This window comes from Christensenella minuta (genome assembly GCF_003628755.1).
GTDB classification, from domain to species: Bacteria; Bacillota; Clostridia; order Christensenellales; family Christensenellaceae; genus Christensenella; species Christensenella minuta.
Genome location: NZ_CP029256.1, coordinates 60,229 through 75,851, shown reverse-complemented (window position 1 = coordinate 75,851; position 15,623 = coordinate 60,229). Strand labels below are relative to the sequence as shown.

The 15,623-nt window shown below is 53.6% G+C and carries 12 protein-coding genes; 5 read left to right on the top strand and 7 right to left on the bottom strand.

Annotated features, from left to right (window positions below):
- Window positions 1-57 precede the first annotated feature (57 nt).
- The 7 genes from B1H56_RS00355 to B1H56_RS00325 all read right to left on the bottom strand — a co-directional run bounded on the left by B1H56_RS00355 (window position 58) and on the right by B1H56_RS00325 (window position 7,332).
- Window positions 58-1,776 carry a CLIPPER-2 domain-containing protein gene (locus B1H56_RS00355; protein ID WP_066523293.1) on the bottom strand — a complete coding sequence of 573 codons (1,719 nt, stop codon included), beginning with the start codon at window positions 1,774-1,776 and terminating at the stop codon, window positions 58-60.
- A gap of 29 nt (window positions 1,777-1,805) precedes the next feature.
- The gene (locus B1H56_RS00350) at window positions 1,806-2,870 is read right to left on the bottom strand and encodes a branched-chain amino acid aminotransferase (RefSeq protein ID WP_066523292.1); all 1,065 of its coding nucleotides are present in this window, start codon (window positions 2,868-2,870) and stop codon (window positions 1,806-1,808) included.
- 31 nt (window positions 2,871-2,901) lie between these two features.
- A complete protein-coding gene (locus B1H56_RS00345) occupies window positions 2,902-3,552 on the bottom strand; it encodes a YigZ family protein (RefSeq protein ID WP_066523291.1) in 651 nt (216 codons plus the stop codon).
- Window positions 3,553-3,554: 2 nt separating this feature from the next.
- Entirely contained in the window at window positions 3,555-4,787 is a 1,233-nt protein-coding gene (gene tyrS / locus B1H56_RS00340) for a tyrosine--tRNA ligase (RefSeq protein WP_066523290.1), read from the bottom strand.
- Window positions 4,788-4,825: 38 nt separating this feature from the next.
- Complete coding sequence (locus B1H56_RS00335) at window positions 4,826-6,016, bottom strand: aminotransferase-like domain-containing protein (RefSeq protein WP_066740034.1); 1,191 nt, start codon at window positions 6,014-6,016, stop codon at window positions 4,826-4,828.
- 135 nt (window positions 6,017-6,151) lie between these two features.
- Window positions 6,152-6,364, bottom strand: a complete 213-nt coding sequence (locus B1H56_RS00330) for a zinc ribbon domain-containing protein (protein WP_066523289.1) — start codon at window positions 6,362-6,364, stop codon at window positions 6,152-6,154.
- A gap of 14 nt (window positions 6,365-6,378) precedes the next feature.
- Window positions 6,379-7,332: an alpha/beta hydrolase gene (locus B1H56_RS00325; RefSeq protein WP_066523320.1), complete on the bottom strand. Its 954-nt coding sequence runs from the start codon at window positions 7,330-7,332 to the stop codon at window positions 6,379-6,381.
- A 218-nt stretch (window positions 7,333-7,550) separates the two neighbouring features.
- Between B1H56_RS00325 and B1H56_RS00320 the strand changes: the two genes are divergently transcribed.
- The 5 genes from B1H56_RS00320 (at window position 7,551) to B1H56_RS00300 (ending at window position 15,358) form a co-directional block, all read left to right on the top strand.
- Window positions 7,551-8,243 carry an iron-sulfur cluster assembly scaffold protein gene (locus B1H56_RS00320; RefSeq protein WP_066523288.1) on the top strand — a complete coding sequence of 231 codons (693 nt, stop codon included), beginning with the start codon at window positions 7,551-7,553 and terminating at the stop codon, window positions 8,241-8,243.
- A gap of 14 nt (window positions 8,244-8,257) precedes the next feature.
- Complete coding sequence (locus B1H56_RS00315; RefSeq protein ID WP_066523287.1) at window positions 8,258-9,256, top strand: GGGtGRT protein; 999 nt, start codon at window positions 8,258-8,260, stop codon at window positions 9,254-9,256.
- Window positions 9,257-9,517: 261 nt separating this feature from the next.
- A complete protein-coding gene (locus B1H56_RS00310; RefSeq protein ID WP_066523286.1) occupies window positions 9,518-11,071 on the top strand; it encodes a sensor domain-containing diguanylate cyclase in 1,554 nt (517 codons plus the stop codon).
- 7 nt (window positions 11,072-11,078) lie between these two features.
- Complete coding sequence (locus B1H56_RS00305) at window positions 11,079-13,802, top strand: putative bifunctional diguanylate cyclase/phosphodiesterase (RefSeq protein ID WP_066523285.1); 2,724 nt, start codon at window positions 11,079-11,081, stop codon at window positions 13,800-13,802.
- A 74-nt stretch (window positions 13,803-13,876) separates the two neighbouring features.
- Entirely contained in the window at window positions 13,877-15,358 is a 1,482-nt protein-coding gene (locus B1H56_RS00300; protein ID WP_066523284.1) for a GntR family transcriptional regulator, read from the top strand.
- The last annotated feature ends 265 nt before the right edge of the window (window positions 15,359-15,623 follow it).

The window sequence follows — 15,623 nt, the reverse complement described above, 5'->3', positions numbered from 1 at the left end:
GGGCGGCCAATGGCCGCCCTTTTTGCCGTATGGCACCGGTCCTTTGTCCGGGCCGGATCAGAATTTATTCCTGTCGCTGTAGCCCTTTCCGCCTTTTTTAGAAGCCGGCGGCCTTTGCTGTTTCTGCCGCGGTGCCTGCGGGCGCTGCTGGCGCGGCTCGATCTCTTCATGCGGCATCTGGCTGCGCGGGCGCTGCTGGCGTGCCTGCGGCGGGCGCTCCTGATAACGCCTGTTCGTGCCCTGCCCGTTCGGATGGCTTCCTCCGTTTCTCTGCCGCGGATCCGGGCCGCCGTCCCTGCGCTTGCCGAACGCGGTGTATCCCGCTTTCTTATTCTTATGGATGAATACGCCGAGCGTAACAGCGACTGCCGCGATAGCAACCACTACGATCAGCAGCAGGATCAGCATGGTGCTCATTCCACCGAATGCCTGCTTCACCGTCACCGTGGCCGGCTGCTGTGTCTGCGACTCGAGTCTGGTCCCGTCGGGCAGCTCGCCGGAAATGGTGAAGACAAAGCTTGTCGTCTTGTCGACCTGGATGGGCTGTGTGACATCCTGCTCCGCGTCCGTCATCGAGGGGATCGCGGCGATTTCGCCAAGCGTCGCCTCTGATATGACGATATTTTTGATCTCCTGTCCCGTATTGTTCTTGACCTTGAACGTAAAATCCACCGGACCCGCCTTGCTGACCTCGGGGATAAATGCAACGTCCATTGTAAGGGCGCTTGCAAGGTCTACGGCGTCGACCGTAATTTCGACCGGATCAGAAGCCGCTTTGACGCTGTTGCCATCCGCATCTTCCGCCGTCGCCGTGAAGACAAAGCTTGTCGTTTGCTGCACGGTGACTTCCGCTGTTCCCCTGGCGGCGCTGCCCGCGTCGAGCTGGGTACCCGTAAAGGTGACCAGGTTGCCGTTTGCATCCGTCACCTTCAGCTTCTCAAGGTCTTCCGACCCGTGGTTGCGCACCGTTACTTCGAAAGCGACCTTGTCACCCGCCTTTACCTGCGTATTGTTTGCCGTCGCGACTACCTCGAGCGCATCCGCTTCCGGAGTCGAGCTTGCCTTTGCTTCCCCATTGACCGTAACGGACACCGTCCCTGCCTTGGCGGTTCCTTTTTCACCGTTCGCCGTATAACTGAATACGGGCTTTACGTCGACACTTTCGCTGAGCGGGGTCTCCCATGTCATGATCTTGGTTTCGCCCGGCTCGAGGGAAAAGGTTTTCCCGAGCTGTTCCCCGTCGGAAAGGGGCGGGGCCTTGAGCGATGCTTTTTCGAGCGTTACGTTGCCTTCGTTTTTCAGCTTGAAGGTGAACTTAACTTTGTCGCCCTTTTCAATCGTATCCTTTGAGACGCTTGCCGTTGCGGTGGCCGCAACGGTCGACTCTTTTTTCGTGATTGTCAGCGATTCCGTCCTGACGGTTTGGGTATTGCCGTTCGCGTCGGTAAAGGCCGCCGAGAAGGTCAGATCCGTATCCAGCATATCCTCGGATACATTCCACTCATTATCGGAACGCGTCTTCGACTCCCCCGCCGGGATGCTGCCGATATTCTCGGAATCGTCCCCCGGGAAGGTGACCGTGACGTCACTGATCTCAGAATCCGTATTGTTTTGCACCGTTACCTTGACGGATACCGTTCCCGCCCCGGTGAGGGAGCTGGGGCTGACGCTGGCCGTAATCGTTACCTTGCCCGCCGCGAGCGCCGTGGCGCTCATGGAGATGCACAGGGTAACCGCCAGGACGGCGGCAAGTAGAATCGATACTATTTTCTTCAAACCAAATTACCTCCAAAATGAACGGGGATTCAAATTTTTTCCGTCCACCCGAACCGGTCTTTGATTTCTCCATATTGGATGCCGGTCAGAATGTCATAAAACTCGAGCGCGAGTTTTCCCATCTTCCCGCCTGAAACCGTAACCGTTTCATCCCCGTATACAAATTCCCCGACGGGGCTTACCACCGCCGCCGTTCCCGTGCCGAACGCTTCGCTCATCGCTCCGGATTTCGCCGTTTCGATCACCTCGTCGATCGAGATTCTGCGTTCTTCTACGGTGATGCCCATATCACGCGCGATAGCAATGACGCTCGCACGCGTGATCCCGGGCAGGATACTTCCGTCGAGATCGGGTGTTACCAGTTTACCGTCGATCACAAACATCATGTTCATGGAACCGACTTCTTCCACATATTTACGCTCTTCCGCATCCAGCCACAGAACCTGGTCGCAGCCTTTTTCGTGCGCTTCCACGCCCGCAATGAGGCTGGCGGCATAATTGCCCGCCGTTTTTGCGAAGCCCATTCCGCCCTTGGCGGCGCGCACATACTCCTTTTCAATTAAAATCCTGACCGGTGCGAGACCGTGCGCATAATATGCGCCGACCGGACCCGTCATGATATAGAACACATATTCTTTTGCGGCGGAAACGCCGATGAACGGATCCATCCCCATATAATTCGGGCGGATATACAGAGAAGTCCCTTTTTCATGCGGAACCCAGTCCTGCTCGATCTTCACAAGCTCGCGCAGCGCACGGTGCGCAAACTCTTCATCGATCTGCGGCATCGCAAGGCGTTTTGCCGAATTGTTGAGCCGCCGGAAGTTATCCTTCGCACGGAACAGCGCGATATCTCCGTTCACCTGACGGTAGGCCTTCAAACCCTCGAACACTTCCTGGCCGTAATGAAAAACGGTTGCCGCGGGCGACACCTTGAAATCTTCGTATTTTTTGATCTCTGCGTCGTGCCAGCCCTGTCCCTCGGTATATCTCATAAGGAACATATAATCCGAAAAGATCGTGCCAAAACCAAGGTTGCTTTCGTCTTCCGGTTTTTTCTTAAGCTCATTCGTCTCTAAAAATTTGATTTCCATACCCAAAATTCCCCTAATCGTATAAAAATATTTATTCCGTCGGCTCCTGCGGGACAACCTGTTCCGTTAAATAGCATTCGCCGTCTTTTTCGTATACATCCGCGCCGAGGAACGCTTCCGTGATTCTTTTTGCCACAGCGTCGTAATCCGCCTGCCGGAACACCGCGCGCGCTTCCACCTTTTCGCCGTAATCCGCTTCCACCTTCGCCCCATATTCCGCGGCGATGCTTTGCAGCTTCCCATAATCCGCATAATCGATCCGCAGCCGCAGCACCACCGCCGGGATATGCACTTCCCTTTTTGCGGTGCGGAGCGCCTCTGACACTGCCCCGCCATAGGCGCGCACAAGGCCGCCCGCTCCGAGCAGCGTTCCGCCGAAATACCGCGTGACCACCGCGAGGATATTGGTCAGGCCGCTTTTGCGCAGCACTTCCAGCATCGGCACGCCCGCCGTTCCCTGCGGCTCCCCGTCGTCCGAGCTTTTCTCGAAATTCCGGTTTGCGCCGAGTATCATGGCAAAGCAATTGTGCCGCGCGTTATAATGTTCTTTCCTAACCTCTCCGAGGGCCGCCGCCGCCTGCTGTTCCGTCTCTACGGGAACCAGCCTGCACAAAAACCTCGATTTTTTAATCACAAGCTCGCTTGCGGCTTTCTCCGCGAGGCAAACATACGGTTTTCCCATACTTATACGCGGATCAGAACCCTGTGAAACACCTTTTTGCCTTTTTTTATCATCGCTTCGCCGTTCACAAAATCCGCTTCTTCGAGCGCACGGAATTCGTCCACGACCTTTTCTCCGTTCAGGAGCACGCCCCCCTGGGTAATCAGGCGCCGGCCCTCGCCGCGCGACCTGGTCAGTCCGCAAAGGACCATGACGTCAATAAGCTGCGGTTTTTCTTTCCACTGCGCAGCCGTAAGCTCCGTCGTCGGGATGCTGCCCCCTTCCCCGCCGCCGGAGAAAAGCGCTTCCGCCGCTTTCTGAGCCTCGCGCGCTGCCTGCCCGCCGTGCACCTGTTTTGTTATCTCAAACGCAAGTATCTTTTTTGCATCGTTGATCTCATTGTCTTTAAGGGCTGACAGGCGCTCAACCTCGTCCATCGGCAGGAAGGTAAGCAGCGAAAGGCACGTCCGCACGTCCGCATCCGCAACGTTCCTCCAATACTGGTAAAAGTCGTATGGGGAAGTCTTCTCAGGATCGAGCCAGACGGCGCCCGACTCTGTTTTCCCCATCTTTTTGCCGTCGCTCTTCAGGAGCAGGGTAATCGTGAGGCCGTACGCTTTTTTTCCTTCCTCTTTTCGGCGTATCAGGTCCGCTCCCGCGAGGATATTCGACCATTGGTCGTCCCCGCCCATCTCGAGCGTACAGCCGTACTTGCGGTTCAAAACCAAAAAATCGTACGCCTGCATCAGCATATAGTTGAATTCAAAAAACGTGAGGCCTTTTTCAAGGCGCTGTTTATAGCATTCCGCCGTCAGCATCCTGTTTACGGAAAAGCAAGTGCCGATCTCCCGCAGGAACTCCACATAATTGAGGTCAAGGAGCCAATCGGCATTATCTACCATGATGGCCTTTCCCTCTGAAACATCGAGAAAACTGCCGATCTGCTTTTTAAAGATTTCCGCATTGTGCGCGATCACCTCGCGGGTCATCATCTTGCGCATATCGGATTTTCCGCTTGGATCGCCGATCATCGTCGTTCCACCGCCCACGAGAATGATCGGCGTATGGCCCGCGCGCTGCATATGCGCCATCGCCATCAGCTGAACAAAGTGACCGACATGGAGGCTGTCCGCCGTCGCATCGAACCCGACGTAGAATTTCACCTTTTCCCGGCCGAGCATTTCTTTCAGGCCTTCATGGGTCGTCTGCTTAACAAAGCCTCTTTCCTGTAATGTATCAAATACGTTTTCTGCCATCGATTCAAAAGCTCCTCTTCATATCCGTTCCGTCCGGTTTATTTCGTCAAAAATTCGTACTGGCGAATTACCCTGCTCATGCGTTCCACACCCGTTTCGATCTGGCTTACGGTCGGCATCGAGAAATTCATGCGCAGCGTATTGTCATGGCCGCCGTCCGCGAAAAACGGGCTTCCCGCCACAAACGCTACCTTTTCCATCACGCACGCATCGAACAGCTTGCGCGCATCCATCCATTCCGGGAGCGTTACCCAAACAAACAGGCCGCCCTGCGGATTGGTGTGGCTTACCCCATCCGGGAAATAAATATCGATCGCCCGCAGCATCGCATCCCTATGCTCCTTATAGGTCTCGCACAGCATCCTGACATGATCCTCATAAAGCCCGCGCTCGATGAATTTCATAACGAGCGTCTGCGAAAGGTTGGAGGTATGCACGTCCGCCCCCTGCTTCAGGAGGTTAAACTTTGCTATGATCTCTTTATTGGCGACTGCGTACCCGACGCGCAGGCCGGGGGAGATCGTCTTGGAAAAACTCCCGAGCTTACACACAAGTCCGCAGTCGTCGAGCGCCTTGATGCTGGGAAGCGGCGTTCCCTCGTAGCGCAGCTCCGCGTAAGGATCGTCTTCCAGGATCAGCACGCCGTACCGTTTGCAGATATCGTAAACCTTCTGCCGTTTTTCCGCGCTCATTGTGATGCCTGACGGGTTCTGGAAAGTCGGGATCGTATAAAAAAACTTGGGATTATATTCCTTAATCTTCGCCTCGAGCATATCCGTATCCGGCCCGTCTTCCTGCAGGTCCACCGTTTTGATATCGGCGTCCGCAAGCCGAAACGTCTGGAGCGCGCCCAGAAACGACGGAGATTCCACAAGCATGGCATCCCCTTTTTCAATCATGGTATGGGCAAAAAAATCTATTCCCTGGGAGGATCCGGAAAGCACGATAAGGTCATCGTCCTCTTTCATACTATCCCGGTTCTTTTCCTTCAGTACGCTTATAAAATGCGCGACGCCCATCGTTCCCCCATACTGGAGCACAGACCTGCCGTCGTCCACAATCACCTGTTCGCTGATGTCTGCGAGCGTATCCGCCGGAAAAAGGTCGGGAGAAGGATTGCCTCCCGCAAATGAGATCATTCCCGGAACTCCGAGGAGCCCAAAAATCTTACGGATCTCGCTTCCGCCCACGCCGTCAAAACGTCCTGCAAATCGATACATCGTTTCCATCTGCCCTTCTCATGTAAATAATTATACGCATTATATTATACTTTCAATAGATTGCAAATACAAGCAAAAATCCGCGTTCCCTGCAAGCCGGGAAGCCGCGGATTTCATTTTTTACAATTTATTCATTTTTTATGTTCAGCGGCCTACCAGGAAATCGAGAATATTCCAGCCATCTGAAGTCTTTCCTTTATACAGCTCCGTATAGCCGCACTTTACGCAGCTCACTGTGATAAATTTTTTGTTCTGTACGTCGAACAGCTTGGAAAAGTTCCCTCCGGTCGCCTGAAACTGATCGCTTTCATATTGCGTACAGCCGCATTTCGGGCAAATATATTGTACTCTTTCCATCATATTTCTCCTTTTCAATTAAGATATTTCCCGACAAACGCATGGACCGTATCCCAATAACGCTGCGGCTCGAGCTGCACCGATTCGCCATGCTGCGCGCCGGACACCACCAGTTTCTCCTTTTCGCACGCCGCAGCCCCGTATACTTCATCCAGCATGAAAAACGGCACAAAGGTATCCTCACCGCCATGAATGAAAAGCGTGGGCGTCCTGGATTTTTTCACCTGGCGGACCGACGAGGCTTCCCTGAAAGAATAGCCCGCACGCCGCTTTGCCATGATGTTTGCAATGTGCATGATGGGAAACTGCGGAAGCCCGAACACCTTCCTAAGCTGGATGGTAAATTCCTCCCACACGTCCGTATAGCCGCAGTCTTCAACCGCCGCGCGGACGTTTTCCGGGAGCTGCTCGCCCGTGGTCATCATAACGGTCGCCGCGCCCATCGAGACCCCGTGCAGGACGACCTGCGCGCCGGGGTCTTTTTCGAGAACCGTTCCCCGGATCCATCCGATGATATCGTGGCGGTCGAGCCAGCCCATGCCATAATAATCCCCCTCGCTGTCGCCGCTTCCCCGCAGGTCTGGCAAAAGCACGTTCCAGCCCTGTTCGTGCCAGTGGCGGGCCGCAAGGCCGAGGTTCAGGCCGTTTCCCGAAAACCCATGGACGCATACGGCCCACAGGTGCGAGGGTTCTTTCGCAGCCAGCTCCCGCGCGACAAGGAGAAGCCCATCCCGCGAACGCTGGCTGTGTATCGTAAATTCCTGCCCGCGCAGCCATTCGTTGGCGCGTTCCTTTTCCGTTTTTTCCCGCCCCGCGCCGTCCGCACTCTTGTTCGCATTTGTTTCGAGCACCTTTTTCTTGGTCTTTTTGGCATTCACGGCGACGTCAAATATCTTATTCGCCGCCACAAAAACCACAATCAAAAACAATGCGGCGGCGGCAACAATCACAACCGGGATCCACAGCATAACATTTCCTCCGTTTTCCGTTTTTCCCCCTGATTTAAGAATATCATCCATTTCCCTTTCGTTCAACCGGGAAACGGATGCTTTTTGACAGGCGGCGGGCGGCGGGAAATAATCTTAAAAATATAATGACTACCGTTCCCCGGATATGCTATAATATTTTATGTATGGCTTAATATTTAAATGAAAGCAATAAATTTTCAAGGAGGTCAAAAAATCCCATGCAATACTCAAAAGAAGTAGAAGAAATGGTATGCGTGAAAAAGGGACCGCATCACGGCCCGGCTCCGATACCTGAAGAAGGCAAATGGGTAAAATCCAAACAGATCACAGACATCTCCGGCCTCACGCACGGCGTAGGCTGGTGCGCGCCCCAGCAGGGTATGTGCAAGCTGACGCTGAACGTGAAGGACGGCATCATCGAGGAAGCCCTCATCGAGACGAGCGGCTGCTCGGGCATGACGCACTCGGCCGCGATGGCGGGCGAGGCGATCGTCGGCAAGACGCTCCTCGAAGCGCTCAACACGGACCTCGTGTGCGACGCGATCAACACCGCGATGCGCGAGCTGTTCCTGCAAATCGCTTACGGCAGGACGCAGACCGCATTCTCCGAAGGCGGCCTGCCGATCGGCGCGGGCCTTGAAGACCTCGGAAAGGGCCTGCGTTCGCAGGTCGGCACGATTTTCTCCACCAACAAAAAGGGCGTTCGTTACCTTGAGCTGGCGGAAGGCTATATCCTTGAGATGGGCCTTGATAAAAACGACGAAGTGATCGGCTATAAATTCGTGCGTCTCGGCAAGATGATGGAAGACATCCGAAACGGCGTTGAACCGAGAGAGGCTTATGAGAAAAACATCGGTACGTACGGAAGATACGACGACGCGGTCAAGTACATTGACCCGCGCAAAGAATAAGGAGGGCGATTAACATGGTTACATTTGAAGGTTATGAAAGAAGAATTGCCCAAATTGAAAAGTGCATGAAGGAATACGGTTTTGGCTCCCTCGAGGAAGTGAAGCAGTATACCGTGGATAAGGGCCTCGACGTGGACGGTATCGTGCGCGGCATCCAGCCCATCGCTTTTGAAAACGCAATCTGGGCATACACGCTGGGCGCGGCAATCGCCCTCAAGAAGGGTTGCAGGAAGGCCTCCGAAGCGGCGGAGGCGATCGGCATCGGCTTGCAGGCGTTCTGCATTCCCGGCTCCGTTGCGGAGCAGCGCCTTGTCGGTCTTGGCCACGGCAACCTCGCGGCGATGCTGCTCGAGGAAAAGACGAGATGCTTCTGCTTCCTCGCGGGACACGAGTCCTTCGCGGCGGCGGAAGGCGCGATCGGCATTGCCAAGACAGCGAACAAGGTGCGCAAAGAAAACCTGCAAGTTATCCTGAACGGGCTTGGCAAGGACGCGGCACAGATCATTTCCCGCATCAACGGCTTCACGTATGTCGAAACGGATTATGATTATGCGACGGGCAAGCTGAACATCGTTTCCGAGACCAAATATTCGGAAGGCGACCGCGCAAAGGTTCGCTGCTACGGCGCGGACGACGTGAACGAAGGCGTTGCGATCATGCGCCATGAAAGCGTAGATGTTTCCATTACCGGAAACTCCACCAACCCGACGCGCTTCCAGCACCCGGTGGCGGGCACCTATAAGAAATGGGCGATCGAAAACGGCAAGAAATACTTCTCCGTTGCTTCGGGCGGCGGCACGGGCAGGACGCTGCATCCCGACAACATGGCGGCCGGTCCGGCTTCGTACGGCATGACCGACACCATGGGCCGCATGCACGGCGACGCACAGTTCGCGGGCAGTTCTTCCGTCCCGGCGCACGTGGAGATGATGGGCCTCATCGGCATGGGCAACAACCCGATGGTCGGCGCTTCCGTGGCCGTTGCTGTCGCGGTGGAAGAAGCGATGAAATAAGGAAACGGCCAAATATTTTACAAGATAAAAGCGTCCTTGCTTTGCAGGACGCTTTTATCTTGTCCTTTTCCATACATTACAAGACCGGAACTGTATTGATTTATCCGACCGCAAGTGCTATAATTATCCGGTATAGGTTCCAAGAATAAAGCGTATTGCGTTCAATCGATGCACTCGCTTTTTTAACCACAACGGGAGACAATGTGCCATATGAAAAAATAGCCGGAGGCTAAGGTTTTCAAAGGAAGGGCAAGCGAATTGATGAGGAAAACTAGCCAAACAAAAAACAGCAGCGGAGTTCGGATATCCTTTTCCCCCATCCTGCGCTACATCGCAGTGTTTTGCCTGCTGATTATATTGATTATCTTGCTGGGAGGGGGCGTTCTTGCTTCCCGGCAAATGAAGGCGGAGGCCAAGGCTTCTCTTTCCAGCGTACATGCACAAATTTCCCAGCGCATTAACGAATCCATTACCCTTTTGGAGTCTCTCGCCAGCCTGCCGGAGTTTTATGATCCGGCGATCCCGCCTATTGAAAAGGTCAAAAAGCTCGATCAGATGGCTCCTTATTTCGGATATTTGCTGATCTGTTACGTAGACTCGGATATTACTGTATATTCAGACGGCTCCGAACCCGCCAGCCTCGCAAGCCGGGATTATATGCAGCGGTTGTTTTCCACGGGAGAGCGGCAGGTTACGGACAGTTTTGCCGCTGGCGCGGACGGGGTAACGCTTAATTATACCGTAGCCGTCCCCCTGCTTGACGAGCAGGGAAACATTACCGGCTGCCTATTTTGTGCAATCTATTTTGATGAGGTTTCCGATATCCTTGAGAAATCGGCGGTCATCAACGGTTCCGAGGCGACGCTGGTTGGTTCCCAAGGGCAAATCATGTCTTCCACCGCCGACCTGCCTTATGGCGATCCGATCATGAGCGAGCTGCGGGACGCCACCCTGTTTGGCACCACGGCGGACCAGCTGGAGGAGCAGCTTCTGGCTAAAATCCCCGGAGCTTTCTGGAGTTTTCAAAACGGAAGTTTTTATTATACAACCTACCAACGCGTGGAGAATACGGGATGGGATATTCTTTGCTCGGTCAATTTTGGGACGGCATTTTCCAGTGTTCTCCCTTCCCTGCTGCTTGTAGCGGGCCTCGCTGTTCTGCTGTGCATCTGCCTGCTGTTCATTCTGCGGAGGTATATTGCGAAGGAAATGCAGATTGTAAATATCCTTGTACAATCCGTAGAAGAACTGGAGAAAAAAATTTACCAGAACGAGCGCCCGGAGGATACCGACTTCAATGAGATCATACGCCACACGGGGAACGGTTTGTCCGATTCCTTAACCGGCGTGGTCACACGGTCTGTTTTCCTCAACCAGGCAGGCGCGCTCCTGAAGAAGATCGATCCCCGCAAGGTCAGCGCCTTGTGTTTTGTAGATATGGACAACCTGAAATATATCAATGATACTTATGGCCATAACGGCGGGGACATCGCCCTGAAAAGTATCGGCTATATCCTGCGGGAGTACGAAAAAAAATATGACGGCGTAGTCGGCCGGTACGGCGGCGACGAGTTCGTGCTGCTGCTGACTGATTTGGATGGCGAGGCAGAGCTGCGCAGCGTACTCGATGAGCTGGTTCTCCGCCTCCATTCGGAGATCGGCTCAGCCGGAGAGCATATTCCGGTGCAGTGCAGCATCGGCGTTGCCCTGTGCCTCCCCGGCTCCGACTTGCAGCAGCTGATTGCCGAGGCGGACGAAGCCTTATATTTCGTCAAGAAAAACGGAAAAGGATATTATAAGATTTCCCATAATTGAGGTGCGCATGAAAACAACCGTAAGGCGGTGGCTTTTATTCTGCATTGTAGCCGTCTCGATTCTCGCCCTGTCCCTGGCAACAGGCATGGTAATGGGGCGGGCGTTTACTGAGATTCGACAGGAAGACGCCAAACATATTTTGCGGTTTTACAATGACAATATCATACTCAGGCTGCAAAAGGACATGAACGAAGCAGCTATGCTTGCCCAGGTCGCCTATGCGATGAATGGTTCCGATGCGGCATGGTTGGAAAACGCGGCGGCGCCTCTTCTCGAACGGGAAGAGGTGCGTTATGTCTGCCTTGTTGAGGGAGATACTATTGTCAGCGCACTGCCCGCCGATACTTACGGCGGCCAGGTCGGACACGGCCTGAAGGATTTTTCCTATATCTATACAATGGCTAAGGTCGTCAAGGAGCTTGTAGTCGAAGGGCCCGTTTCCTTAGACGGGGACGGCAGCGGACAGCAGGTGTTTTTGTTTTTACAGCCCTTTATGGAAGAAGATGCTTACTTGGGGGAAGTGATCGTGGCGCTGGATCGCGATTATGTCCTCGAGCAGCTCGGTCTCAATTACCTTTCCGAACAAGGGTATGATTACGAACTATGGCGGGTCGATCCTCAGAGCGGAGGCAAGGTGGTGATCGCGGCTTCGCGTCCGGGCACCGATTTTTCCCAAGCCGAAAAAACAAGCTTTTACCTGCCAACCCAGTGGACGCTCAGTATTCAGCCCGTCTCAGGCGGCTGGCTCAGCCCCGCCCATCTCTTTGGGATCACCGCCTATTGTGTGTTTGTGGCGGGTCTTTTGTCCGCCCTTTCCTATTTGCTGTATAAGCAATCCCATTGCAACCGCACATTAAAGCGGCTCGCATCCAGAGACAGGCGGACCGGCCTGTATAACCAACCGGGTTTTACCGCGGAGCTTGACCGCTGGCTTTCCGAAGCAACCGAACCCGTTATACTATTTTACTTTGTTTTCGAGGAGTATCACCAGGTTGCGCAGCGAATCGATTATGATGAAGAAACCGATTTTTTGCAAAGCATTCCCCGCCGTTTACAGAATTTTATTCAAAGTCCCTTTATCGCCGGACGAATCGGCGACGGCAATTTTATCCTCGCTGTCCGCGAGGATATGGATGAAATGCAGCAAGAGGATTTTGCAAGAGGCCTTTCGATCGAGCTTCTGCTGAAGGTACATCTGGAGGGAGAAAAAAAGTTTTTGACGGCATGCTATCAGTATAAGCGCTGCCGGGCCGGCAAAGACCGGGCGAAGGAGGCTATCTCATCACTGATACGCGATTATTACTCCCACCGCTCTCAGGAATCTCCCGTGCGTATGCTGACCGAAAAATGCCGTCAGTTAATCGAAGGGAAAAACGATGTGGCCTTTGATGAATATACCGATTTTGAGATGACGGAGTTGTCGAAAACCTTCAACCAATACCGCAAGCAGGTTGAGCAGCTTGCGTATTGCGATCCCGTTTTCAGCGTGGGCAACCGTCCCAAATATTTTCGGGACGCGCAGATGCTCATCTCTTACGATAAAAGGCGGCGCTTCGACTTATTCTGTATCGATATCTGCTCGTTCAGCCAGTATAATGAATTGTTCAGCGCGGACATTGGTGATGCGATCCTTCTCGAGGTAATCGGCCGCTTATCGCGCCTGTTCGGAACTTATTTATACCGGATCAACGGCGACGTTTTTCTTGGAATTTCCCTTTCCGGCGAAAACAGGGAATCTTTTACGGCCAAATTGCAGGCTTTGCTTGCCGACCCGGTATGCGCCGGGAATGCCTCTTTTACCTTGCAGGTGCGCATCGCTGTCTGCGGGTATCCGGCAAACGGAGACAGCCCGGAGCTTCTGCTTGACCGTATTCAGTCCGCCCTTCGCTATACAAAAGAGCAAAATCAAAAAACCGTAATCTACGACGACGCACTCGACCAGATCATCCGGACGGAAACCGATATCGTTCACCGGCTCAAATCCGCTATTTCGGAGGAGACGCTCGAAGTCTGGTACCAACCGATCGTACATGTAAAATCCGGAAGGTTTACCTCGGCGGAAGCGTTGGTGCGCCTGCCGGACGGTAAGGGAGGCTTCTTCCCCGCCGGACAGGTGATCGCCTTCGCGGAACGCGGCGGACTGGTGGAAGCCCTGGGAGATTATGTCCTCGGCCACGCCTGCAGGTTTATGTCTTTATATGCCCATCAATTGGAATTGGAACATATGGGGATTAATATTTCCGTCCAGCAGCTCTTGGTCGAGAACAGCGCCGACCATCTGCTGGAGGTGATCCGCGCTTCCGGCGTCCCGGCAGACCGGATCACGCTGGAAATTACGGAAAGCGTCCTCATCCAGTCCATCGAACACGCATCTTCCTCCCTCGATCAATTAAGGAAAAGTGGAATTCGCATCGCCCTGGACGACTTCGGCGTAGGATACAGCAGCCTGAATTATCTTTCAAACCTACCTGTGGACGTGATTAAGATAGATCGTTCGCTTACGCGCCAAATCTATATAAATCCCAAGCAGCGCGCACTCCTTCATTCTATTGTGGAAATGGCGAAAATCAATTCACTGACTGTTGTTTCGGAAGGCGTGGAAACCAAGGAGGATCAACAGCTGATCTCCGCGTCCGGCGTACAATACATTCAGGGTTTTTACTATGCGCGTCCAATGCCGCAGGAAAAAGCAATCCGATTTTTAGCCGAACAAAATCATAAAAACAAGTAGGCTTGCCCGGGAATCCATTTTGGCCCCGCGAAGATAGTAATTATGATATCATAGGCAAAACAAAACGGGATACTATGAAAAACGGAATCGTGATGTATGAAAAGATCTACCGGATCTTAAAAAATAAAATTGAATGCGGCCTGCTTCCGAGCGGTTCAAGGCTTCCTTCCCGTACCGACTTGTGCCGGGAGTTCGGCACATCGGAAAAGACGGTTCGACATGCGGTGAAACTGCTTTCGGATTATGGTCTTGTTGAAACCGGGCAGCGGAAGCGTCCGACCGTCACTTTTGATTATTCCGGCGCTTTAGAAGAAAAGCGGCTGCTTCCCCTGCGCAAGGCCGACGTTACGACCGCCGGTGATCTTTTGAAAACGGGGATTTTTCTTTGTTATCCTATAATTCAGTATGGAATGGACCTTTGCGGCGGCAACGACTGGCACATCCCTGAAGCCATTCTGGGGAAAATGGAGCCGGACCGGCCAATTGAATTCTGGCGGCTCTCGAACCGGTTCTGGCGTTTTTTTATCGCGCGTACCGGCAACGACTTTATCCTGCGTGCTGTTGACAGCCTGGGATTGTCCGAGCTGGATCCGCTGCCCGGCTCCCTTGAGGTGAGGACCGAGTATTTTACCAGGTTAAAGGAATTTTTATACACTATTAAAACCGGCGGCAAACCGACGGAAGTCCGTTTTGCGGACCTATCGTTCCTTTACCGATTTCTCCCGGACGGCGGGGAACATTCGCCCGTGTGTAAGGTTGCGTCCGACTCCCCGTTCCGGCTTGGCGCAAAAGAGCTGGGGCGCCGGATCAGCTGGGCGGAAGAACAATATTCGCGCGTTTACCTGGACCTCCTCGGCCTCATTGCCATCGGTAAATACCGGCCCGGCGACCGCCTTCCCTCCCATGCCGGGCTGCGCCAGATTTATGGAGTCAGCGTCGATACCACAATCAAAGCCGTTCAACTGCTGAAACAGTGGGGCGTAGTTACCGCTGTGCGAGGCAAGGGTATTTTTGTAGCAATGGGTCCGGAAAAACTGCGCCATATCCCCATTGACCCGGCCCTGGTTGCCTACCATGTCCGGCGGTATCTGGACAGTTTGGAGCTATTGTCACTTACCGCCGAAGGGGTCGCCGCCCATGCAGCCGCCCATGATACGGCTGTGGAAAACGCGGGAAAATTGGGCAGTAAGCTCGAGGATTGGTGGAACAACTCCTATTTATATCAGCTTTCCCCTATCGTTTTGCTGGAGTTCCTAACAGACTATATCGAATATAGCGCGCTGCGGACGGTTTATAAAGTAATCCAGAAAAATTATCACATCGGGAGAAGCATACCAAAACTACTCCACCATGCGAAAAACAGGCACAACCGTGAAATCCACCGGCAGTGTGTCGAGGCGGCGGAGGCTCTGGCAAGCAACAGCCCTGATATTTTTGCAAAAAAAGCCGCGGAAATGTTCCGCTATACGCACCAGTTAATTATCAGGGAATGCAAACGTTTAGGATATTGGCAACCCGCCATGCGGGTGTATGACGGTACCCTCCTATGGAAATAATTCCCCAGCTGGGGTCGATTGCCGCTGAGGAACATAATTTGGCAGAAAAAGCGCCGGAGGACCCGGCGTTTTTATTCATGGGATGAAGTTTTTTAACCGTCGTACCCGAAGCGGTATTCCGTAGGTCCCTTCGCAAAATCCAGTTCATTTTCCAGATGCCGGACTGGCGCTCCACTTCTTTACAGCCTGGCCGGCCCAGAGGTTTCTACCGGAAAAGCTGCCGGCAGGGAAACGCACGGTACCGCAACGTTTTTTGAAGTTGCCA